At 45.8% G+C, this 21997-nt stretch carries 18 protein-coding genes and 1 riboswitch; of the genes, 2 read left to right on the top strand and 16 right to left on the bottom strand.

Features of this window, described 5'->3' with window-relative positions:
• Positions 1 to 46: 46 nt before the first annotated feature.
• The 3 genes from BC643_RS01180 to BC643_RS01170 form a co-directional block, all read right to left on the bottom strand.
• The gene (locus BC643_RS01180) at positions 47 to 559 is read right to left on the bottom strand and encodes a ferritin (RefSeq protein ID WP_120271346.1); all 513 of its coding nucleotides are present in this window, start codon (positions 557 to 559) and stop codon (positions 47 to 49) included.
• Positions 560 to 665: 106 nt separating this feature from the next.
• The gene (locus BC643_RS01175) at positions 666 to 1175 is read right to left on the bottom strand and encodes a hypothetical protein (RefSeq protein WP_120271345.1); all 510 of its coding nucleotides are present in this window, start codon (positions 1173 to 1175) and stop codon (positions 666 to 668) included.
• Positions 1176 to 1315: 140 nt separating this feature from the next.
• Positions 1316 to 2419 (bottom strand): DNA polymerase III subunit gamma/tau, encoded by a 1104-nt coding sequence (locus BC643_RS01170; protein WP_120271344.1) that lies wholly within the window; start codon positions 2417 to 2419, stop codon positions 1316 to 1318.
• Positions 2420 to 2622: 203 nt separating this feature from the next.
• On the opposite strand from BC643_RS01170, the gene BC643_RS01165 reads away from it, so the two are divergent.
• Entirely contained in the window at positions 2623 to 3162 is a 540-nt protein-coding gene (locus BC643_RS01165) for a glutathione peroxidase (protein ID WP_120271343.1), read from the top strand.
• 155 nt (positions 3163 to 3317) lie between these two features.
• Here BC643_RS01165 and BC643_RS01160 read toward each other — a convergent pair whose 3' ends face one another.
• The 7 genes from BC643_RS01160 to BC643_RS01130 all read right to left on the bottom strand — a co-directional run bounded on the left by BC643_RS01160 (position 3318) and on the right by BC643_RS01130 (position 9159).
• Complete coding sequence (locus tag BC643_RS01160) at positions 3318 to 4127, bottom strand: hypothetical protein (protein WP_211337946.1); 810 nt, start codon at positions 4125 to 4127, stop codon at positions 3318 to 3320.
• A gap of 281 nt (positions 4128 to 4408) precedes the next feature.
• Complete coding sequence (locus tag BC643_RS01155; RefSeq protein WP_120274091.1) at positions 4409 to 5020, bottom strand: alpha-ketoglutarate-dependent dioxygenase AlkB family protein; 612 nt, start codon at positions 5018 to 5020, stop codon at positions 4409 to 4411.
• A gap of 108 nt (positions 5021 to 5128) precedes the next feature.
• Positions 5129 to 5935: a bifunctional hydroxymethylpyrimidine kinase/phosphomethylpyrimidine kinase gene (gene thiD, locus BC643_RS01150; RefSeq protein WP_120271341.1), complete on the bottom strand. Its 807-nt coding sequence runs from the start codon at positions 5933 to 5935 to the stop codon at positions 5129 to 5131.
• Between the two features lie 97 nt (positions 5936 to 6032).
• Entirely contained in the window at positions 6033 to 6680 is a 648-nt protein-coding gene (locus tag BC643_RS01145; protein ID WP_120271340.1) for a TenA family protein, read from the bottom strand.
• Positions 6680 to 7315: a thiamine phosphate synthase gene (gene thiE / locus BC643_RS01140; protein ID WP_120271339.1), complete on the bottom strand. Its 636-nt coding sequence runs from the start codon at positions 7313 to 7315 to the stop codon at positions 6680 to 6682. Before thiE ends, BC643_RS01145 begins: the two co-directional genes overlap by 1 nt.
• A gap of 2 nt (positions 7316 to 7317) precedes the next feature.
• Entirely contained in the window at positions 7318 to 8115 is a 798-nt protein-coding gene (gene thiM / locus BC643_RS01135; RefSeq protein ID WP_245994835.1) for a hydroxyethylthiazole kinase, read from the bottom strand.
• A 106-nt stretch (positions 8116 to 8221) separates the two neighbouring features.
• Positions 8222 to 8319: riboswitch (TPP riboswitch) on the bottom strand.
• Between the two features lie 51 nt (positions 8320 to 8370).
• On the bottom strand, positions 8371 to 9159 hold the full coding sequence (locus tag BC643_RS01130) for a polysaccharide deacetylase family protein (protein WP_120271338.1): 789 nt from the start codon (positions 9157 to 9159) through the stop codon (positions 8371 to 8373).
• A gap of 209 nt (positions 9160 to 9368) precedes the next feature.
• On the opposite strand from BC643_RS01130, the gene BC643_RS01125 reads away from it, so the two are divergent.
• Positions 9369 to 12188, top strand: coding sequence for a PAS domain S-box protein (locus BC643_RS01125; RefSeq protein WP_120271337.1), 2820 nt, complete (start codon positions 9369 to 9371; stop codon positions 12186 to 12188).
• A 35-nt stretch (positions 12189 to 12223) separates the two neighbouring features.
• Here BC643_RS01125 and BC643_RS01120 read toward each other — a convergent pair whose 3' ends face one another.
• From BC643_RS01120 to BC643_RS01095, 6 genes are all read right to left on the bottom strand, one after another.
• The gene (locus BC643_RS01120) at positions 12224 to 14227 is read right to left on the bottom strand and encodes a fructose-1,6-bisphosphatase (RefSeq protein ID WP_120271336.1); all 2004 of its coding nucleotides are present in this window, start codon (positions 14225 to 14227) and stop codon (positions 12224 to 12226) included.
• A gap of 179 nt (positions 14228 to 14406) precedes the next feature.
• Complete coding sequence (locus tag BC643_RS01115; protein WP_120271335.1) at positions 14407 to 15894, bottom strand: sodium:solute symporter; 1488 nt, start codon at positions 15892 to 15894, stop codon at positions 14407 to 14409.
• A gap of 51 nt (positions 15895 to 15945) precedes the next feature.
• Positions 15946 to 16872, bottom strand: coding sequence for a dihydrodipicolinate synthase family protein (locus BC643_RS01110; protein ID WP_120271334.1), 927 nt, complete (start codon positions 16870 to 16872; stop codon positions 15946 to 15948).
• 42 nt (positions 16873 to 16914) lie between these two features.
• The gene (locus BC643_RS01105) at positions 16915 to 18033 is read right to left on the bottom strand and encodes a sialidase family protein (RefSeq protein WP_120274089.1); all 1119 of its coding nucleotides are present in this window, start codon (positions 18031 to 18033) and stop codon (positions 16915 to 16917) included.
• A 47-nt stretch (positions 18034 to 18080) separates the two neighbouring features.
• On the bottom strand, positions 18081 to 20831 hold the full coding sequence (locus tag BC643_RS01100; RefSeq protein ID WP_120271333.1) for an alpha-L-rhamnosidase: 2751 nt from the start codon (positions 20829 to 20831) through the stop codon (positions 18081 to 18083).
• Between the two features lie 139 nt (positions 20832 to 20970).
• Entirely contained in the window at positions 20971 to 21987 is a 1017-nt protein-coding gene (locus BC643_RS01095; RefSeq protein ID WP_120271332.1) for a zinc-binding alcohol dehydrogenase family protein, read from the bottom strand.
• Positions 21988 to 21997: the final 10 nt, after the last annotated feature.

Here is a 21997-nt window from a genome sequence, read left to right as displayed (position 1 = left end):
AGGCTGCCAAAACTGGCAGCCTTTTCGTTAATCTTTTTATCGAATGTTATTCTGCCGCGGTACTGTCAACAAATGAACGGGTTGCCAATTCACGATTCAACATGAACAGACCATTACCCTGGCCATTGATCAAACGAAGGTCGTCCAAAATACCGTTAACGGTAGATTCTTCTTCCACTTGTTCGTCAACAAACCACTGCAGGAAACTTTGCGTTGCGTGGTCACTTGCCGCAACAGCCACATCCATCAAACCATTGATTAGTGAAGTAACTTTTTGCTCGTGTGCCAATGTTTTTTCGAATGCGTCGATGATGCTCTCGAATTCTTGATCAACTGCTGCGATCGGTTCCAGCAACACACGACCGTTACGTTCGTGCACGTAATCGAAAAATTTCATGGCATGAGTTAATTCTTCCTGATATTGAATTTTCATCCAGTTGGCAAAACCGGGAAGTCCTTGATCCTGAAACCAGGCAGACATTGAAAGGTATAAATAAGCAGAATGCATTTCCGCATTTATCTGAGCGTTTATCGCTTTCTCTACTGTTTCTTTAAGCATAATGGTTATTTTTTGTGTTTTTTTCAAATATATAGATTTTCCGCCAAGAACGTACACGGCGGAGCAACGTTAGTCAATTTTTATATTCTATTTAAAATAGAATTTATCAATGATCACTAAAATCCAAATTGAACGTTTGCTTCAGCAAATTCACGTGCGGATTCTTCTTCATCATCTCCGTCAGTTTCTCAGTTTCGGAATAAGGCCGCCCCGAGCTATTTTCCATTACGACAATCTCGGTAAACAGTTCGATGTTGGTATTCCGAAGTTCTTTTCTCAGCCAGGAAACCAGGTCGGGCTTGATCTTACTGATTTCAGAATCCATGATATTACTGTCGATTTGCAGCTTCAACTTGCACGAGTCAATGATTTCAGGGGTACGAGAGAGCGTTGCTTTCAACGAAGGACGATCGGCAAGTCGCTCCATGTACTCGGCCCATTTTTCAGCAAAGGCCTCTTTGGTAAAGGGCTCGGCCAACTGCTCACCGGAGTAGTATTTCATCTTCTCGATGGCATTCTCCTCTACTTTTTCCTCGGCGAACTTTCCGGAAAGCGCATCTTTGATCGATGGCGTAAAACCGCTACCCTTCCGTCGAATGACTTTTTTGGTCGTCAATTTAACGGCTGAAGTATCTTCCGAACTTGTTTCGGGTGCTTTTTGCTGAACCTGAGGCGCTGCTTTAGGTGCAGCAGGAGCAGAACTGGCCTGAACCTGATCAAAGATCGGTTCCAGTTGCTCTTCATCCGTTTCGTCAGCTATTTTTTTTTTAAGGTGAGTTGTGCCATTTTAATCAAGGCCAATTCAACCAACAAGCGTTTGTTTTGACTGATCTTATACTGAAGATCGCATTCATTGCTCACTTTCAGCGCTTCAAACAGAAACTCCTGTTCGCAAGCGGCAGCCTGTTGTTTGTACTTTTCCTTAATCTCGCCACCAACTTCAAGCAACTGCACGGTGATCGGATCTTTGCACACCAGCAAATCTCTGAAGTGGCTGCTCAAACCGGTAATAAAGTGGTGACCGTCGAAACCGTGATCCAACACTTCGCTGAAAAGCATTAGCGAGCCCGGCACGTCGTTTTTCAGGAACAAGTCAATCAACCGGAAATAGAAATCGTAATCCAACACATTCAGGTTGGCGATAACGTTTTTGTAGGTGATGTTTTTTCCGGAAAAACTCACAATCTGGTCGAAGATTGACAAAGCATCACGCATGGCACCGTCGGCCTTTTGCGCAATCACATTCAAGGCTTCGCTTTCAACTTCCACCGATTCGCTTTTGGCCACGTAGCCCAAATGCCCGGCTATATCGCCAATTTTAATCCGGTTGAAGTCGAAAATCTGGCAACGCGACAAAATCGTTGGGATGATCTTGTGTTTCTCGGTCGTCGCCAAAATAAACAGTGCATGCTTAGGCGGCTCTTCCAGCGTTTTCAGGAACGCGTTAAAAGCAGCCTGCGACAACATGTGAACCTCGTCGATGATGTAAATGCTGTACTTTCCAATCTGTGGCGGAATCCGCACCTGGTCAGTCAGCGTACGGATATCTTCAACCGAGTTATTCGATGCCGCATCCAATTCGTGAATATTGTACGAACGGTTGGTGTTGAAAGCCTGGCACGATTCGCATGTATTACATGGCTCAACGTCGGCTGTGAGATTTTGGCAATTTATTGTCTTCGCGAAAATACGGGCACAAGTCGTCTTCCCCACTCCACGCGGTCCGCAAAACAGGTAAGCATGTGCTAACTGCCTGTTTTTTATGGCGTTTTTAAGTGTAGAAGTAATCGACGCCTGACCGACTACTGAATGAAAAGTATCGGGACGATATTTACGCGCAGAAACAATAAAATTCTCCATAGTTTTCTTTGTGAAGGTCAAAGATAAACATTTTAGCCTATTTCCGGGAGCTATTTTTATTAACACTCCAGCGGGTTTTTCTAACTGTTTCAGCCTAAACTTTTTCAGGGAACAGCTGTTTTTACTTCAGCACTAAACAATAATTTTAAAATTATTATTTTGGCATACTTTTAGAAAATGTACTTTCATTAAAACTGAAAAATATGAAGAAGTTTCAATTGATCATCGTGTTTGTCTTTGCCGCCCTTTTGAGTTTTGGGCAGAAATCGTTTTACGATTTTACAGTGAAAGACATTGACGGAAATGATTTCAATATGGCCAGTTTAAAAGGCAAAAAAGTGCTTGTGGTCAACACAGCATCCAAGTGCGGGCTCACACCTCAGTACGAAGGATTGGAAGCTCTGTATAAAAAATATGGTGGTGATAATTTTGTCATTGTTGGTTTCCCTGCCAATAATTTTTTGGCACAGGAACCCGGCACCAACGATGAAATTCAGGAATTCTGTCAAAAGAATTACGGAGTGACTTTCCTGATGATGTCCAAAATTTCGGTTAAAGGTGACGACATGGCTCCCATCTACCACTGGTTGACTGAAAAGTCGGAAAATGGTGTCATGGACTCGTCGGTAGGCTGGAACTTTCAGAAATACCTGATCGACGAGAACGGAAACCTAGTCGATATGGCAAGCCCGAAAACAAAACCGGATGATTCTAAAATAGTTAGTTGGATCGAAGGAAACTAAGAAACGACCGTAACATATTAGGAAAAACAGAAGGCTCCGATCTATTCAAGATCGGAGCCTTCTATTTGTTATCTCCTATCGAGTAAAAAAGAACCTCCAATTCAAATTCGCGCGACTTAGCATCAATTTAGTTTGCCAACACAATCTAGTTTCTATCACTTAGGGAAAAGAAAGACCACGCCTGCCCGAACACCGAAATCGGCTTTACCGCCACTTGGGGCAGCCAGATTGATGCGGGGCCCAAACAGGAACTGTGTTTTCTGTTTTCCAAGACTAGTTACCGCCGTCATTACCGGATTCATCCAAACGGTAGTTGTATTTCCCTTCCAGTTTTGGGTTATTTCGAAATTAGCGCCAATTCCAGCACCTGATTTCCAGTTGTAGGTGAAAAAGGGTTGGAAAAACATGGAGCTTACGCTGCTACGGTCGCTGTCGCCGGCAATGCTCCAGACCTGATTCAACAAGGCACCGATTGTCATCCCATTGGCTTGAATCAACCCTACAGCAGTTGGACCAACGCCAAATTTCTTCGTTCCTAAAAAGTCGTTTGTGGCAGTCGGAACCAGAAACACCGGCCCAACCCCCAAGGTAACGCCGCCTTTGGATGCTTTGGGGCTAAAAAAGGCGCTAACAACAGCGTCACCAAAACCGGATTCATGTTCCCCCATTCCGGTAATGTTATACTGCGAAATCACGGGCTGCACCCATCGCACGATCAGGTTTATATCATCGGTTAACGAAAGCGGAACCACAGGCTGAATATTAAGCGTATTTCGCGATCCACCATAGGGTCCAATTCCCCAATCGGTGTTATTCTGAAACGGCACGCTTATCAAACTCGCGATCGGATTCGACAACTTTTTGGCCAGCTCTGCAGCATCGGAACCACCGGACTCCTGAGCTTCTGCTGGTTTAAAGAGAATAAAACTCAAAATCGCGCCTAAAATCAATACTGTTTTTTTCATATTCATACTTAATTAGAAATCCTGGCTAATAAGCTTCTTGAATATTCCACAGTCATCGTGCACAACCAAACCAATCGGGTCACTCTTTTACTTCAAAAATCATCAGAGCAAGGATACTCCTCACATCTGATCGAATATTAAATCACTTTTCGTTTTTTGGTTACTGGACTTTCCTTTGAATTCTGGAAACCTGAAATTCGAAAGCTGTTCGATTTGCGAAACCGCAACTCTTCGAACAATTTACAACATCTTAGAGGAACATTATGTATGAAAATTGAAAATTATTGGCCGACAATACTTCGGAAGGTCAAATTAATTCGTGGGCTATGCACCATTTTTGTAGGCGGCAGGCGATGGAGCCAATGCGTTTGGGTTTCGTCCTTCATTACGAGCAAACTCCCGTGCTCTAAAATTAACGATCGTGTTTCGCCGCTTTTCTTGTGCTTGAAAGAAAATTTGCGCTCAGCACCAAGCGTCAGAGAGGCAATTGCTCCGTTTGGCTTTAAATCTTTCTCTCCATCACTATGCCAGGCCATACCTTCCGATCCATCATGATATAAGTTGAGCAAACAAGAATTGTAGCTTTCTCCGCTTTGTTGCTCACAGATTTTCTTCAAAGCCTCCAATTCCATCGTCCACGGCAAGGCGAATTTGTTGGTATTGGAATAGGTGTAACGAAAAGGTTTGTCTCCGTACCAAGCAACTTTCCGCTTGGTAATAATCTTTTTACCGAACATAACAGCCTCGTCATTCTTCCAGTCAATATGTGTTAACAGTTTCTTGTAAAAATGATTAGCCTCTTCCAGCGAAAGCACACAACCATAATATTCAACTGTTCCGTCGAACGGTAAGAGGTTATCCGATTTTGAAGGAAGTGAACGAAACAAATTCATCGTCGCTACTTTTTCATTCACAACAGAAGCAACCGCTAAAAGTTGAAAAGAACGAAATCAAATGTCAAATCCCGCAACTTTAAACTTTAAACTTGTAACTTATTACTTCTATCTCCAAAACGGATGAAAGTGATGCACAGGCCCATGCCCTTTTCCGATTTCGTAGGAGGTGCCTTCTATGATCGCTTTATTGATGTATTCTTTTGCAGCCCGAACGGCGGCATTCAAATCCAATCCGTGGGCCAGAAACGAAGCAAATGCCGACGAAAATGTACAGCCCGTGCCGTGGGTATTTTTTGTATTCACCCGTTTCGATTTCAACTCCAACAGTTCGTCTGTTTCGGCATTGTAAAAAATATCTGTCAACTCATCTTCTGTTAGATGACCTGCTTTGAGCAACACGGAGACTTTTCCTCCGCATGTCAGGCTTTTAACAACCTTCGGCAAATCGGCCTGACAAGTGATTTTCTGACCGGATAGAATCTCCGCTTCCGGAATATTGGGCGTGATCACCCGGGTCATCGGGATCAATTCATTTTGAAGGGTGGCGATTGCCTCATCCAGCAAAAGTTTGTCGCCGGAGGTTGCTACCATCACCGGGTCAAGCACAATATTGCGAATCTGGTATGGCTCGAGCGTTTCCTTTATTCCGCGAATCAATTCCGACGAGTGTAGCATTCCGATTTTGATTGCATCAGCACCAATATCATCCAGCACCGATCTAATCTGCCCTTTCACAAAATCAACCGGAATGGGGTGAACGCCGTACACACCAACCGTATTTTCATCAACAACTGCTGTAATTGCCGTTGTTGCAAAACAACCGCAAGCCGACATCGTTTTCAGGTCGGCCTGAATGCCTGCTCCCCCGCTGGGGTCGCTTCCGGCAATACTTAAAACTCGTTTATAGTGCATATTTTAGATACTGGATTGTTTGATGCTAGATATTAGATAATTGAGAAAAAGGTCCTCAAACTACTCACTACTCATGTCTCATCACTCGCAACTCTTCTCACACCCGCCATTGTTCCTGCTCGTAGGCACTTTGCCAGAACATCCATTCCATTTTGAACGCCAACTTGAAAGCAGCCGTCATCCGTTCGCGTTGTGCCGGAGTACATTTTTCGGCATATTTATCGCAGATAAACAATGCTTTGGCTACAGCCTTCGCAAACTCGTCGCCTCCATAGGTATCAATCCACGATTGATAAGGATTCTCCCCTTTTGCCTGGTTTGCCAAAATAAAATCACCAACCTCTTTGTACACCCAGAAGCAAGGCAAGACCGAAGCCAGTGCTTCTTCTGTTGAGTGAGCAGCCAGCTGACGCCACATGTGCCCTGTATAAAGGAGGTTCGTTGGTGTCGGCTCCGCATCAACCAACTGATCTTTCAGATAGAACTGATGCAAGGCCTGTTCAACAGCTACCGTATCACCCGAAAAGCCCAGAAAAGCTTCGCGCCATTCTTTTTGGTCCAGGCGAGCCGCGATGGCAGCCAGAATTTTGCCGTATTCAGCCAGGTAAAAAGCATCCTGTCGCAGGTAGAATAAAAATTTTTCGTTGGGCAAACTACCATCCATGAGCTCGTGCAAAAAAGGCAGTTTTGTTATTTCTGTGAAAACCGAATTACATTCGGCCCACGCTTCTTCGCTCCATGTCATTATCGAATATTTTTTTGAATTTCTAATTTTAGTTCGCGTGCAGCGTTTGCCGGATCTTCGGCAGAAGAGATCGCCGAAACCAGGGCAACTCCTTCCGCTCCATGTTGAATGATTGAAGCTGCATTATTGAGGTTGATACCACCGATTGCTACAGCCGGGTGCTTGCAAACACGGCAAGCTCGCTTTAATCCATCCAAACCGAAAGGTTGAAACGTATCGGTTTTGGTTGGCGTCGCAAATACCGGCGAAACACCGATGTAATCCACATCTAAATGATTAGCGTCTTCCGCCTGCTGCTGCGTTTCCACGGAAAGCCCCAGAATCTTGTCAGACCCGAGCAGTTGGCGCGCTACCTGCCAGGGCAAATCACTTTGGCCAATGTGCAAACCATCAGCATCGACTGCAAGGGCAATATCCAAGCGATCATTGATGATCAAAGGGATATTCAGCGGATTGAGGATTTTTTTCAGCTTCATCCCCAACTTATAAAACTCAAGCGACGAGCAATCCTTTTCGCGCAACTGCACCATTGTAACGCCTCCTTTTACCGCCTCTTCAACAATAAATTCCAACGGACGTCCTAGCGACAAAGCACGGTCGGTGACCAGGTACAGGCTCAGATCAAAGTTCTTCATTTTTAAGCTTTAAACGTCTTTTCAATATCCGCTTCGCTCAGGTTGTAAAGCGTATCCAGAAAGTGAAGTTGCAAGGTCCCCGGCCCTGCTGATTTTGCAGCTGCAATTTCACCGGCAATACTCATCACAGCCATTGCATGCGTTGCTGCCTCCAAACGGTTGGCATTAACGCCGGCAAAAGCTCCTAAAACAGCTGTTGCGGTACACCCCATCCCGGTCACTTTCGCCATCATGGTCGAACCGTTTTTAGTTGACAGCACTTCTTTTCCATCAGTTATAAAATCCTCTGGACCACTGATTACGACAATCGCTCCGGTCTCTGTTGCCAAACGCTTGGCTCCCTCTATCGCCGAATTGCTCGAAGCGGAGCTATCCACGCCTTTGGTCACAATGTTTTCTTTGGCCAAAGCCATAATTTCAGATGCATTGCCCCGAATGAAAGTCGGTTTGCACTCGTTTACAATTCGTGCAGCAACCTCATTCCGGTATGGCGTAGCGCCTACACCAACGGGATCGAAGACAACAGGAATACCTTTTTTAGTGGCTGCTTTACCGGCAGCAATCATTCCATCAACCCACTGGGGATTGAGCGTTCCCATGTTGATCACAAGCGAGGAAGCAATATTCACCATATCTGTGACTTCTTCCACGGCATGGGCCATCACCGGCGAAGCACCAACGGCCAGCAACGCATTGGCCGTGTTATTCATCACCACAAAGTTGGTAATGTTGTGCACTAAGGGAGATTTCTCGCGCACCGACTTCAAATCGGTGCTAATCGTTTTTACGGTAATCATCATTTCAATTTTTTACGGTTAAAAAATGTAGAAATGATCATCTGCGGAAGGTCATAAAAAAACCGTCCCACAGGAAGTGAAACGGCTTGTATTTTGACAAATAACGGATCGGTTACAATCCTCGTTTCCCTACGCTGTTATGATACATTTCAGGTTCCAGGGTATAATCTCAGTCCGGCAAATAACCGGACACCCCTAACGAGATGTAGCAAAGGTAGCGATAATTGGAAACGGTCAAAACGAAGGACCAAAATTCTATTAATTTTTCAAAGGTCTGGAGAAGTCGGGACTGATCGTCTTCATCGCCTTTTCAACATTGATATACTTTTTAAGGTCTCTCATAGCAATCACTTCAAAATCATTTTCTGAAAGGTATTTCAAATATCCCTCGAACAACTCCGGCGGCGTTGTCACCCAAGGGTGCTCTGCATCCGGAACTCCGTGAATGGTCAACACGACAATCTGACCATCTTTTGCCAGTGCAAAAGCGTCCATAATATCAGCCTTATTTTCGGAATTTGTTGCCCAACTCGGCAGCAAGAGCGGATGATCCGTCAGCGGATTGTACGGACGACTTCCTCCAGCACGCGCAAAGTTATAGCCTTCTTCCTCGAGTATCGCAAAAGCCGATTGATTCAAACCATAACCCGGATAGGCAAAATCTTCCGGCTTTAGAACTCCCATCGAATCACATTTGTTGTCGATGTAATGAAGCACCTCTAATGCTTTTTCCCCATGCAATTTGTCAAGGTGCTCGTGATGGCGCGTGTGATTGGCAATCTCAAAGCCCATATCGTTCAATTCCTTTATTTGTCTCCAGTTCATGTATTTTGTGGAATCACCAAAATTTGGAGGGAACTCGCAAATAAAAAACGTCGCATTGAATCCGTACTTTTTCAACAGCGGGGCAACAATCGAGTACTGGCTGGCAGTTGCATCATCGAAAGTCAACACAACAAGTTTGTCAGGAATCCGTTTTCTCACGATCCGGGCATCGACCTGCACGCAGGTTACGCTTAGCAGCAAAAGGAAAATTAAGAATCTCATTTGAGGTAGTATTTTTGAAAGGCTTAAAAATAAGAACATCAGACTAATTTCATTGTTTTTTATATTCGGAATTTGGAAGAATATGGCGTATATGTACAGCATTTTTTACCCAGTCAATTTTTAATGCTAAATTGCGTCTCCTTTAACTTTAGTGATTGCGATCGTTTATTTTCTAATCTATTTTTACAAACAGGAGGATACTGAATCAAATGATTACCGAGCTTATTTTAAACTCGACCTTGCTGATCACTTTAACTGTTCTATTCAGCTTTATTTCGCGCCATAAGAATAGCGGCAAGCTAAGACATCAGGTTTTGTCGGGCCTGCTTTTTGGATCGATTACCGTTATTGGCATGTACTTCCCGCTGAAAGTTTCCTCTGGAATTATCTACGACGGCAGGTCCATTGTGTTGTCGATGGCCGGCCTGTTTGGCGGACATATAGCCGGATTAATCTCCATGGTTATGGCTCTTGCATACCGGGGGTATGTTGGCGGCGATGGTCTTTGGGCAGGCATGGCTTCGATCATCGTATCAGTCGCCTGGGGATTTGTTTTTCGTTGGGCATACAATGGTAAACCGGAGAATATACGGGCACTGACCTTTTACTTGTTTGGTTTGACCACGAATGTTTCCATGCTGGCCTGCCAGCTGCTTTTACCCAAAGCAGTTGCATGGCATGTTATCGAAAATATTTGGTTGCCGGTTTTGCTGATCTTCCCTGCGGCCTGTATGTTCATGGGAATGATCTTCCGCAATGAAGCGCAACGGGTGAATGCTGAAGATGAACTTGAGGAAAACGAGTACCGCCACCGGACAACTCTACTCAGCATTGGCGACGGCTTGATTACAACCGATAATAAAGGCCTTGTTACCTTCATCAACCCTAAAGCTTGTGAGTTGACTGGATGGCCCGAGGCGGAATGTGTTGGCACATCAGCCGAAGAAATCTTTAAAGTATTGGATCCAGAGACGGGCGATCCATTGATTTGCCCTATTCAAAAGGTTTTGGTAAGCGGCGAAGCCATCGAACATTCGAAGAACAAGCTATTGCAAACCAAAAATGGGCGAAAAATTCCAATTACCAATAATAGCTCGTTGATTAAGGATACCAACGGCAAAGTTACAGGCGTTGTGCTGGTTTTTAAAGATCAAAGCCGCGAGCAGAGCCTTCAGCGAAAACTGGTTGACAGCGAGCGACTTTTTCACACGCTTACCGAGAAATCCCCGGTTGGTATATTTCGGACCCGGGGTGACGGTTACACCACCTATGTAAACCCAAAATGGTTGGAAATTAGTGGACTGTCATTTGAACAAGCGTTGGGCGACGGGTGGTTGTCGGCAGTTCACCCGGAAGATCGCAAAGCCATTGCGGACAACTGGGAGATTGCCTCTAAAAACAAGGTGCTTTCAGAAACTGAATATCGTTTTGTAAAGCCAGACGGTACCATCAACTGGGTCTTGGGCGTAGCTGTTCCCGAGTATGATCCCAACAAAAAACTATTCGGCTACATAGGAACTGTCATTAACATCAATGAACGGAAACGTGCTGAGAACGAGCTTATCCAATCACACGAGAACTTCCGCCGTACCATGGATGATTCACCTTTGGGTATGCGAATCGTCTCCAACAGCGGAAAAACCCTGTATACAAACGCCGCTTTTCTAAATCTGTACGGCTATCGCAATTTGGATGAGTTTCACAAGACACCATCATCCCAACGCTATTCGGAGGAAAGTTTCAAAGAACATGAAAGACGAAAAGCAAACCGTAAAAAAGGATTGCCGGAGGAGCCCGATTACGAAACGGAGATCATAACCAAGTCTGGCAAGATCAAAAACCTGATCGTCAAACGGAAAACAATCTTCTGGGATAGTGAAATGCTCAATTTGGTAATCTATCAGGATTTTACCGATCGGAAACAAGCAGAAAGGCGCTTGCAACTGTTCGGTAAAGCCACCGACCAAAGTCCGGTTAGCATTATCATCACCGACGACGTGGGTAAAATTATTTATGCGAATCCCAAATTTACGGAGGTTTCGGGATACTCCTTAGACGAAGTTATTGGGGAAAATCCATCGTTTCTGAAATCGGGTGTTCATTCGAACGAGTTCTATAAAAAACTCTGGGAAACAATTTTAAAAGGCGAAGAATGGCAAGGCGAATTTCTGAATAGGCGCAAGAACGGCGACTTATTTTGGGAAAGCGCGCTGATTTCTTCAATCGTTGATGAAAAAGGTAAAATTACCCACTTGGTTGCTGTGAAGGAAGACATCACCGAAAAGAAAAAAATCATCTCAGATTTGCAGGCGGCAAAAGAAAAAGCAGAAGAAAGTGACCGCCTAAAATCAGCCTTCTTGGCCAACATGAGCCACGAAATACGCACTCCGCTGAACACAATTATGGGATTCTCGAACTTACTTGTGGACGACGAAGATTTAAGCCAGGAGGAAAAAAAAGAGTTTGCTTCAATCCTGAATCAAAGCAGCGAAAACCTGCTCCAGCTGATCAACGACATTCTCGATATTTCAAAAATTGAGACCGGTCAGTTGAAGATCAACCAGGAACTTTTCGACTGCTGCCCGATTGTACAGGATCAGCTTCTGATCACTCAGCAACAATTGCAAAAGCAGAATAAAAACGCTATCAAGCTTGTTCAAAGCTGCGATAACAAATCAGCAGAAATTTACGCAGATAAAATACGGTTCACACAGATTTTAAGCAACTTACTGAGCAACGCAGTCAAGTTCACTGATCGGGGTGAAATACGGTTTGGAATCGAGAACTCAGACGCTTCGCAGGTCACCTTTTTTGTTTCGGACACCGGTATCGGCATCAGCCCCGACAAGCAGCAAAATATCTTTGAGCGTTTCCGCCAGGAAGATGATTCGTCGACAAGGGCTTATGGAGGAGCCGGACTGGGTCTGGCTATCTCGAAAAAACTGGCGGAGCAAATGGGCGGAAAAATCACGCTGGATTCCACCTTAGGTAAAGGTTCAACCTTTCGGTTTACAATGCCGAAGAGTTAACCGTTCCTTTGTCCCTTTGGTGAAAACTTAGCCGTTTACTCCGCGCTTTTCACTTTCACGGTTCCTTTTCGGTAGGCCTCCAAAAGCCGGTTCAAATCCTCAATCTGTCCTTTGATTTGGACACCGGTGTCGGTATCACCAACCAGGATTCGATCGGTTGCGCGTTCGATCATACTACGGGTCGAAACAATGTCAACTTCCTCCTGAATGGCGTTTCTCCGCGATTCGAAGGGTGCATGTTCAGCCAAAATCAAGCTGTAAGAATCGTAAATCAAGGTATATCCGGCAATACCCGTCACCTTCTGGTAGGGCTTCGACATGCCACCGTCAATCACAAAAAGCTTTCCGCCAGCTTTAACCGGGCTCTCACCTTTTGCGACTTTCACCGGAACGTGCCCATTGACGATGTGCGACTTCTCGGGGTCGAGTCCAAACTCTTCCAAAATACGTTTACAGGTTTCCTGGTCATCGCGCAGTTTATAGTACATATTGCTCTCCTCGCGCTGAACCTCTTTGTCATCCAAAAAGTAGCGTTCGAAAGTGGCCATTTTCTTTTTACCAAATAAGGGCGAATCGGCGCCCGACCAAAGGTACCACATGTAATCGCGGTCGCGGCTTCGTTTGTCCTGCCGGTCGCGATTGTAATAAGCCCGACGCGAAATCAAATCAAATTGCTCGCACAAAGCTTTTCCTTTGTATTTCTTACCATGAATAGTAACTTCCTTAAAATCACCGTTATCATCCAACGGAATGCATCCGTGATATAACAAATTGGAATTGTATGTTAGGAATGTACTTCCCTTCGAAAACAGTGTTTTAACATGTCGCTGCAAACGTTCACTATTTAAAAACGAGAACCGGAGTTTTTCAGCCAGATCTTTTTCTTCCGACGTCAGTTCATATGGATTTTTCGGATCAATGGTCGGAAAATTAGTGTCGGTTAACACAAGCTCACGCCCGTCGATTGTAATCGTTCCTTTGGCGTAGTCAATTTTATCCAATAGGAGACGGTCGTCCATGTTCATTTCCGGACTTCGGCGAATGATTTCCCCGGCAAGTTTCATCTCCAGAATCATGACTGCCTTGTGCATCTTACTCGTTAACTTGGTACGGGTCGATCCAACATTTTCGGGCGGTGTATTGACCGGAATAAACGCTTCGCAGGGATCTCCGGCGTAGGCTTTCATCGCAAAGGTCGCCAGAGGCAGCAGGTTAATTCCGTAAGCGTCTTCCAGGGTGTCGAGGTTGTCGTAGCGAGCGCTGATCCGGATAACACCGGCAATGCTGGCACGAATACCTGTCGCCGCAGCCATCCAAAAAATATCGTGATTTCCCCATTGAATATCTACCGAGTGGTGGTTGTGAATAGCGTCCATCACTTTATCTGCATAGGGGCCTCGATCGAAAATATCGCCGATAATATGCAGCCGGTCGATCAACAGGCGCTGAATGAATTTGCTGATAGCGACAATGAAATAGTTCGCCCGGTCTACCTCGATAATCGACTTGATGATGCTATTGTAATACTGCTCTTTTTTAGCGCCGTGCTCATTCAGCAATTCATCAATGATATAGGCAAAGTCATCCGGCATGGCCTTACGAATCTTGGAGCGCGTATACTTGTCTGCCGAGACTTTCGCAACTTCAATCAACCGTCGGATGGTCACGGAATACCAGCTCTCCAGATCTTCTTCTTCTCGTGCTATGATCTCCAATTTTTCTTCCGGATAGTAGATGAGCGTTGCCAATTGCCGCTTTGTCTTTTCGTCCATCGAGTACTGGTAGACAGCGTCAATCTTCTTGCGAACCATTCCGGATGCATTCCTCAGCACATGGCTAAACGTCTCGTAAGCGCCATGGATGTCGGTGAGGAAGTGCTCGGTTCCTTTCGGAAGATTTAAAATTGATTCGAGGTTAATAATCTCAGTACAGACAGACTGAACAGTTGGAAATTTCTCGGCGAGCAAATTCAGGTATTTAAACTCGTCGACCGTGCAATCATTTTGGAGTGATTCACTTTTGTCGTAATCTAAAACCATTTCTAAAAGTCAAAATAAGGTTGAAACCACTTGAAGTATGTTTTTGCATTCGATCTTCGATCGTATACACAGGACAAGATAGCGAACTTGAACGCAATTGAACCCGCCGACATCCTTTGTATTCTTCAATATTGCGGATTAAATAATAAACGGAAGCTCAGCCAATCTGTCTATGTCAATTATTCAGCTTGTTTTCGGCCAAAAGTACGATGAAGAAGGTGCCCCAATAGAAAACCAACGATGAAGATGGCTACGGTCCCAAATACAATAGACAGGTAGCTATGAAACGGACTGGCGTAAGCTTCCAGCCCCCACTGCGGAAACCAGATCGGCGAAAGGCTCATCCAGCCAATGACCAACACTCCGGCGACAACACCGATGATGGCTGCCGAGCTGTTGATTTTCCGGGATAGATAGCCCAACAGGAAAAGCCCCAGCATTCCCCCGCTAAATATTGACGCCAGTTTCCACCAGGCATCCAACGCACTTTGAACATTGATCATGGCAATAGCAACACCAATGCTGAAAGCGCTGAAAAGAAAAGAAGCGGTGTATAAAATCCGCATTGATTTTTTACCACTTTCCGGATTCTCTGCCGAAATTTTGAAAAAGTCGGTCAGGATAACCGTTGCAGAACTATTGATACTGGTTGAAATTGTACTCATTCCGGCCGCAAAAACCGAAGCTATCAGGAAACCGGTGAAGCCAACCGGCAGCTGGTGGGCGATAAACCAGGGGAACACTTTATCGGCCTGCGTGCCTTCGGGCAACAAACCGGCGTTCGCCTTGTAAAACGCGAAAAGCGCCGTTCCTATGAATAAAAACACGGCCGAAACCGGCACATAAAGCAAACCACCCACCCAGGCTGATTTCTTTGCTTCTTTCTCCGACTCCGAAGTCATGTAACGCTGAATGTAGTTTTGGTCAATTCCGTAGTTCTGCAGGTTGATGAAGATCCCGTAAATCAGCACGACCCAAAAAGTAGAGCTGGTTAGTTCGGTGCTAAAACTTCCCAAACTGAATTTGTGACTGGCAGCGGCGATATCAAATATCTGCCCCACTCCTTCCGGCATCTTAAACACGATCGTTCCCATACACAGCAGCGCACCGACAATTAAGATAATCGCCTGAATGGCATCCGTCCAGACCACTGCCTGAATACCGCCCAAAAGCGAATAAAGCATCACGCTGAAGCCGGTGATGATAATAATTGTCGCGATATCCCAATCCAGCAGCGTATTCATCAACAACGCGAGCAAAAAAAGAATCGTTCCGGCTCGCATCAGTTGGGTCAGCAAATACATCACCGACACGTAAATCTTGGCCCAGGGACCAAAACGATTTTCCAGGTACGTGTAGGCTGAAGGGCTGTTAACCGAACGGTACAACGGCACAAAAAACCGAACGGCCATGTACGAGGCAAACGGAATAGACAAGCTGAATGCAAACGCATTCCAATTTGTCAGATAGGCTTGCCCCGGAAGCGCGAGGTAGCTGATGCTGCTGACAAATGTGGCAAAAATTGAAAGCGAAATGACCCAGGTCGGGATTCGTTGATTTCCAAGGGTAAACGCTTCTGCCGACTTGTTCTTTCGATAAAAAGAACTTCCGAACACAACGATTCCCAATAGATAAGCAATAAAAATAGCGACATCCAACTTGTCCATTTCAAATTGATTTTATTTCAGTTTAGGTTTGAGGTTTTTGGTTTGAAAGGTTCAAAGAAGGGACTTATAATCGAGTTTTTCCAGTGCTGCTTCTATTATTTTTCGTTCAGGTTCATTAAATCGGTGAAAAGGTTCGGCCATAAAATCACTGCAGATCCCCATTACGGAGAGGGCGCATTTCAGTCCTTTCAGGTAGCTCGAACCATATTTCCCAACATTGTAAATGGTCGTGCTGATCTGCATTGCTTTGTCGCGCAGCTCCAGCACTTTCGGCATGTCGTGCGCTGCAGCTGCCTTGTACAAATCGACATACAATTTCGGGAACATATTGGCACCGCCATTCACGCCACCGTGGCCGCCCATCATCACAAACTCAGCGGTTATTTCTTCCGGCCCAACCATGAAGGTAAAATCAGGACGATCTTTTAACAGGTACTGCACCTGGTTGAAATATGCCAGGTTGGCCGAGCTGTCTTTCATACCGATAATTCCGGGAATTTCTGCTGCTGCCCGAACAGTTTCCGGTGTAAACATCACTTTGGTATGCACCGGCATGTTGTAGATAAACAGCGGCAACGGCATTGCTTTCATGATCCGCTTCAGGTACTCCAGCAACTCCGGTTGTCCCGATGAAAAGTAATACGGCGGCGTGATCACGACCGCGTCGGCTCCGTATTGCGCTGCTTTGTGTGCCAGGTTCAAACTTTCGGTAAACGCAGAATCAGAAATTCCGACCAACACCGGCACGCGGCCAGCCACAAAACGGCAGCTGAGTTGCACCAGTTCTTCGCGAATTTTGTAGCTCAGGCTCGCGAATTCGCCGGTTGTTCCCAGTAAGAACAAGGCGGCGGCTCCACCGCCGATGATATGCTCAATCAGGCGTTCCAATCCTTCTACATCCAAAGTGTCATTATCAAGCAGAGGCGTTACCAAGGGTGGCACAATTCCTCTTAAAGGCATTGAAAATTTTGGTTCCATTTTGATTTGAATATTTTATGCAACCACAATCGCGGTTGCTCTTTACTGTTCGTTAGCTACTTGTCCGGGCCATTGACCATCGACAATTGGAGTTATTACCATTTGGGCAGGGTCAACAACAACGTGCTTAATTTTAATCCGGTTCCAGGTGTAAACAATGTGCACCAGCCCGTCACTGGTTTGGATCACTGCCGGGTACGAGAATTTCGAGTCTGGCGTGTCTTCCAAAACCAAGGCAGCCGACCAGTTTTCACCATCTTCGGAAACGGCTACATTCAGCGGTGTCCGGACGCCTTTAAACGCGTCTCCCGGAGGTAAAACGTGGTTGTAAACCAATAGCTGTCGTCCATCAGCGAGTGTGACTGCATCGGTTCCTGAATTATTCTGCGGCAAGCTTGTTTTGGTCATTTCCGACCAGGTCTCCCCACTATCGTCTGACCAGCTTTGCAGAATAGCCCGGTTTTTACTGCGGCACAATGCCTGCAAACGTCCGTCGGCATATTTCAATATACTGGGTTGAATGGCCATGATCTCGTGACCATCATTCACGGGGGCTGTCTTTCGCCAGGTTTTGCCCATGTCATCCGAAATCTCAAAATACACGCGCCAGCCATCTTCTTCGGTGCTGGTTGGAGATATCAGTTTGCCATTTACTAACTCCGGTTTATTTTTGATTGGCCCTATAATCCCATCCGGCAACTGTTCCGGCGTCGACCAGGTCTTTCCGCCATCATTGGAAACAATGCGCATGCCCCACCAACTGCGCGGATGTGCACCCAATTTGTAGTACAGTTGCAACTCTCCATTCGGCACCTGAAACAATACCGGATTCCAGGCAGGAACACGGGTCGAGTCATTCAGAATTCCATTAGCCACATTTTCGGGAGGCGTCCACTGTCCGTCCACAAAGCGGGTGACATAAATGCTACAATCCGGCTGTCCCTCGTATGTTCCGCCAAACCACGAACAAACCAAAGTTCCATCGGTGGTCTCGGCAATGGTTGCCGCATGTGGCGAGCGGAACGGAGCTCCCTGGAAAGTAAATACAAATTCATCTTTGACGATTCCTTCTCTCCAGGTCCGGTCGCTTTTGCAACAACTAATTGTCAGCAGGAAAAGTATTCCCGCTGTGAAAGTCGTTTTTATATTTATCTTCTTCATTTTCATCTGGGTCAATTCAACCTTTTGCCAATAAGGAAATCTTTCTACTACAATTTTGATGTCCAGTGGTAGCTGCCTGATCCAACTTCCAGTACAACACGGCCATCCTCTGTTTTCACAACGTTGAAAGCAGCATTACCGGCAATTGCTTTTCCACTCTCCTTGATGTCATTCAGCGAAGAGGCCGGAATAGACACCAAAGCGCTTGTATTAGCCGGAACCGAAATGCTCCACTCAAATTTCTTCTTGGTCTTCGTCCAACTGCTGGCAATGGTTCCGTAAGGCGATTTATATGAGGCATTTACAGAATCCAGTCCTTCAATTAGCTGCGGTTTCATCTCTATTTGCTTATAGCCAACCGCTTGGTCGCTGGATTTAATTCCTGCCAGATCTTCGTAAAACCAGATTAGCAAGTCGCCCAGCATCATCACATGGTTGTACGAGTTCATTTTGGGCGCTGCAGTGTTGCCGTTCCAAAGCTCCCAAATTGTTGTCGCACCATTCTCCACCATGTACCCCCAGCTTGGATAAGTGGTATTTGTTGCCAGTTTCCAGGCCCAATCAGCATGGCCGTTTTCGGTCAGTGTGCGCATGATCCACTGCGTACCAATCACACCCGTGCTCAGGTGCCCGTTGTTGGTCTCCTCAATGGTTTTCACGATGGTTCCAACGACTTCTTCTTTCTTCAAATCCGGAACCAAGCCCATGGCCACAGCCAGAATATTTTCGGTTAATTTATTATCGCCGTAACCTTTCTGTTCTGCTTTGTAGAAGGTTATTTGAAAGGCATCTTTCACTTTTCCAGCTTGCTCCTGATAGCCTGCAATATCTTGCTCATTACCGCTTAGTTTTGCGAATCGCTGCATCAGCTCCAAATAATGATAATAATAGGCGGTTGAAATTAATGCACTCGGGTACTTTTGGTCAGCACTTTTACCCCGCCCTTCTTCAATGGTTGCGGGCGGTTCGCACCAGTCGCCATAGCTGTCTTTGGTCATGATGCCATCTTCCAGGTAACGCGCTTCCATGTAGCTGAGCCACTTTTTCATGCCTGCATAATGCTTAATGATTGGTTCGGTATCGCCCGTGTGTTGGTAGAGCATGTCGGCAACCATCAAAAAGGTTCCGCACCAGCTCATGTTATCGCTGTAGTAGCGCCAGTAAGCCGGCGCCACATCGCTGACGGTTCCATCTGGCTTTTGCGAGTATGCAATGTCATCGACCCATTTCCGGTACAAAGCGGCATTGTCGAAGATGAAATTTTCGCCGTAGCACCCAACGGTTCGGTCGCCCAACCAGGGCTGGCGCTCGTTGCGCTGCGGGCAGTCAACCGGCATACCTTTGTAATTGCTGAGAATGCCCCAGTATGCGTTGTGGTAAATCTGGTTGATCATTGCATTCGATGTTGAAAACGTTCCGTGAACCGCCATGTCATCCGAAACCACTTTCCCGATGAAATCATCGACTGTCGGTTTGCCGGGCCAGCCGGTAATTTCAACATAGCGGAATCCGTAATAAACAAATTTAGGTTCCCAGCTTTCGACGCCTGCTCCCCTCACAATGTATTGCGCTGTTGCCTGTGCATCGCGCAAGTTCGTGGTGAAAAGCTCACCGTCGTCTTGCAGAATTTCACCAAAGCGCATCGTAATCGTATCTCCGGCATTGCCGTTCACGTTCAGGTGCAGCCAGCCGGCAAAGTTTTGTCCCAAGTCAAGGATGTATTTTCCAGGGCTTTGCTCGCGAACCGAAACTGGTTTGATTTCCTTTAGCACTTTCATATTCGTATTGAGCTGCGCCTCGTATTTTCCATCCGGCTGCTCTACGTATTCCGGTTCGAGCCAGTTGCTATCATCGAAACCAACCGTATCCCATCCCGGCATTTCTTTGCGCGCGTCGTATTCTTCGCCGTCGTATTCGTTGTTGGAACGAATAGGGCCATCAGCTGTTCCTTTCCAACTGTTGTTCGAAATAACGTATTCAGTTGTCCCGTCGGTATATTTCACCACTAACTGGAACAGCAATTTCGGAAAACCAAAATTTTTGATTTTATAGCCTTTGTAGTGCTGACGTGTCGCGTAGTAGCGACCGTTTCCAACCACAACACCAAGAGCGTTTTCGCCCTTCTTCAACTCATCCGTCAGGTCGTAAATATTGTATTTGATGTTTTCATGATAATCGGTAGGCGAAGGTGCCAAAACCGATTCACCAACTTTCTCACCATTCAGCGACAACTCGTAAAGCCCCAGGCCAATGATATAGGCTTTGGCTTCCTGAATAGCCTTTTTCAGATTGAATTCTTTGCGGAAATAGCGGGCCGAAAGACGAGCATGGAATGAGTCATCATCCCAGGGGAAAGCCTTGTCGAATCCGATCCAGCGGGCGCGCCAGTCTTTAAAATACAGCAAGCCCATGCTCCATTGGGCAGGCTCGCTCCATTCGCTTTCACCTTTATTCGTCCAAACTTTCACTTTCCAAAAGCAATTGTCAGCGCTTTGCAACTCCTTCCCTGAATAAGAAATTAGCTGCGATTGGTCACTGTCTATTTTCCCTGAATTCCAGCAATCAGCATCGTCCGCAGCTAACTTTTCGGCTGTGGATGCTACCAAAATCTGGAAAGCTGTTTGATGGATATCCCGCTGATCACTTTCTATTTTCCAGCCCAAACGAGGCTGAAGTATTTCAATTCCCGCCGGATCTTTCAGTAGTTCGCAGGTGAGTCCTCCCACCGAAACCTGTCCAAAAGTAGTAGCTGACAAAAATAGAATTAGTAAAAGAGTAAGCGTTTGTTTATCGTTCATTGCTAAAACCGTTAAAATCCGCTTTCGAAATTATTGAATTAAATCTGCTGCAACAAGACGAGAGCGTGAAAACGTTTACAAAATAAAAATCGGTGATCCTTTCTCTGCTTAAGGATACCCGATTTTCATAAATTAATTTTTAAAACTTCACTAAAATTTTGAGGATTTTTCCCGGTGCTTCCGACCAGTCTTTCATGGCTTGCGGCGCTTGTTCCGGCTCCACAGTCCGCGAAATCAACACATTCTCATCCAGACTACTCTGCTTCAAATATTTCATTACCGCCTCAAAGTCTGTTGGATTGGCATTGCGGGAGCCCATGATTTCCATTTCTTTTTGCACCCACAACTTGGTTGGGAAAGCCACCTCATTTCCGGCATAACCGATGCAAACCACCCGGCCTGCAAAAGCCACTTCCTCGATTGCCGATTTATAAGTGATCGGATTCCCGGCGGCTTCAATCACAACGGTCGGTCCATCACCATTCGTGATTTTCTCCAGTTCTTCATGTAAAATCTGGTCTTTTGAATTGATGACATAGTCGGCACCCAATTGCTGGGCGATTGCCAATTTTGAATCATCAATATCGACAGCAACTACCGTTGCCCCACGCAGTTTGGCACGCACAATGGCACCGCTTCCGATCATTCCGCATCCAAAGATCATCACCGTATCCAAATCGGTTACTTTGCCATTGTCAACGGCATGGAAACCAACAGTCATTGGTTCAACCAAAGCCAACTGGACATCAGAAAGCGCTTCATCCTTCAACACTTTTTGCCAGGGTACTGTAATGTATTCAGCCATCGCGCCGTCACGCTGTACTCCCAGAGTTTGATTGTAGCGACAGGCGTTGAAACGCTTCTGCTTGCACGACGTACATTGCCCGCAATTGGTATATGGGACAACTGTCACCGATTGTCCTACAGTGAACGAATCGGGAACCGCATCCCCAATTTTTTCAATGACAGCCGAAATCTCGTGCCCCGGAATGCGTGGATATTGAACCAGCGGATTTTTGCCAAGGTAAGTACTTAAATCGGAGCCGCAAAAGCCCACATATTTTAGCTTGAGCAGAATTTCGCCGGCAGCCATTTGAGGCATTTCGCGCTCAACCAGCTGCATCTCGCCTGCTTTGGTTATTTCAATTGCTTTCATCAGTTTCAGT

The sequence above is a fragment of the Mangrovibacterium diazotrophicum genome (assembly GCF_003610535.1).
Lineage (GTDB): Bacteria > Bacteroidota > Bacteroidia > Bacteroidales > Prolixibacteraceae > Mangrovibacterium > Mangrovibacterium diazotrophicum.
The sequence above is the reverse complement of the archived record's forward strand: the minus strand, read 5'-3'. Positions and strand labels throughout refer to the sequence as shown.

Excerpts from the sequence above, each read along its gene's own strand:
- BC643_RS01180 (WP_120271346.1), bottom strand. The coding sequence starts at position 559 with ATGCTTAAAGAAACAGTAGAGAAAGCGATAAACGCTCAGATAAATGCG.
- BC643_RS01170 (WP_120271344.1), bottom strand. The coding sequence starts at position 2,419 with ATGGAGAATTTTATTGTTTCTGCGCGTAAATATCGTCCCGATACTTTT.
- BC643_RS01165 (WP_120271343.1), top strand. The coding sequence starts at position 2,623 with ATGAAGAAGTTTCAATTGATCATCGTGTTTGTCTTTGCCGCCCTTTTG.
- BC643_RS01160 (WP_211337946.1), bottom strand. The coding sequence starts at position 4,127 with ATGAAAAAAACAGTATTGATTTTAGGCGCGATTTTGAGTTTTATTCTC.
- BC643_RS01155 (WP_120274091.1), bottom strand. The coding sequence starts at position 5,020 with ATGAATTTGTTTCGTTCACTTCCTTCAAAATCGGATAACCTCTTACCG.
- thiD (WP_120271341.1), bottom strand. The coding sequence starts at position 5,935 with ATGCACTATAAACGAGTTTTAAGTATTGCCGGAAGCGACCCCAGCGGG.
- BC643_RS01145 (WP_120271340.1), bottom strand. The coding sequence starts at position 6,680 with ATGACATGGAGCGAAGAAGCGTGGGCCGAATGTAATTCGGTTTTCACA.
- thiE (WP_120271339.1), bottom strand. The coding sequence starts at position 7,315 with ATGAAGAACTTTGATCTGAGCCTGTACCTGGTCACCGACCGTGCTTTG.
- thiM (WP_245994835.1), bottom strand. The coding sequence starts at position 8,115 with ATGATGATTACCGTAAAAACGATTAGCACCGATTTGAAGTCGGTGCGC.
- BC643_RS01130 (WP_120271338.1), bottom strand. The coding sequence starts at position 9,159 with ATGAGATTCTTAATTTTCCTTTTGCTGCTAAGCGTAACCTGCGTGCAG.
- BC643_RS01125 (WP_120271337.1), top strand. The coding sequence starts at position 9,369 with ATGATTACCGAGCTTATTTTAAACTCGACCTTGCTGATCACTTTAACT.
- BC643_RS01120 (WP_120271336.1), bottom strand. The coding sequence starts at position 14,227 with ATGGTTTTAGATTACGACAAAAGTGAATCACTCCAAAATGATTGCACG.
- BC643_RS01115 (WP_120271335.1), bottom strand. The coding sequence starts at position 15,894 with ATGGACAAGTTGGATGTCGCTATTTTTATTGCTTATCTATTGGGAATC.
- BC643_RS01110 (WP_120271334.1), bottom strand. The coding sequence starts at position 16,872 with ATGGAACCAAAATTTTCAATGCCTTTAAGAGGAATTGTGCCACCCTTG.
- BC643_RS01105 (WP_120274089.1), bottom strand. The coding sequence starts at position 18,033 with ATGAAGAAGATAAATATAAAAACGACTTTCACAGCGGGAATACTTTTC.
- BC643_RS01100 (WP_120271333.1), bottom strand. The coding sequence starts at position 20,831 with ATGAACGATAAACAAACGCTTACTCTTTTACTAATTCTATTTTTGTCA.
- BC643_RS01095 (WP_120271332.1), bottom strand. The coding sequence starts at position 21,987 with ATGAAAGCAATTGAAATAACCAAAGCAGGCGAGATGCAGCTGGTTGAG.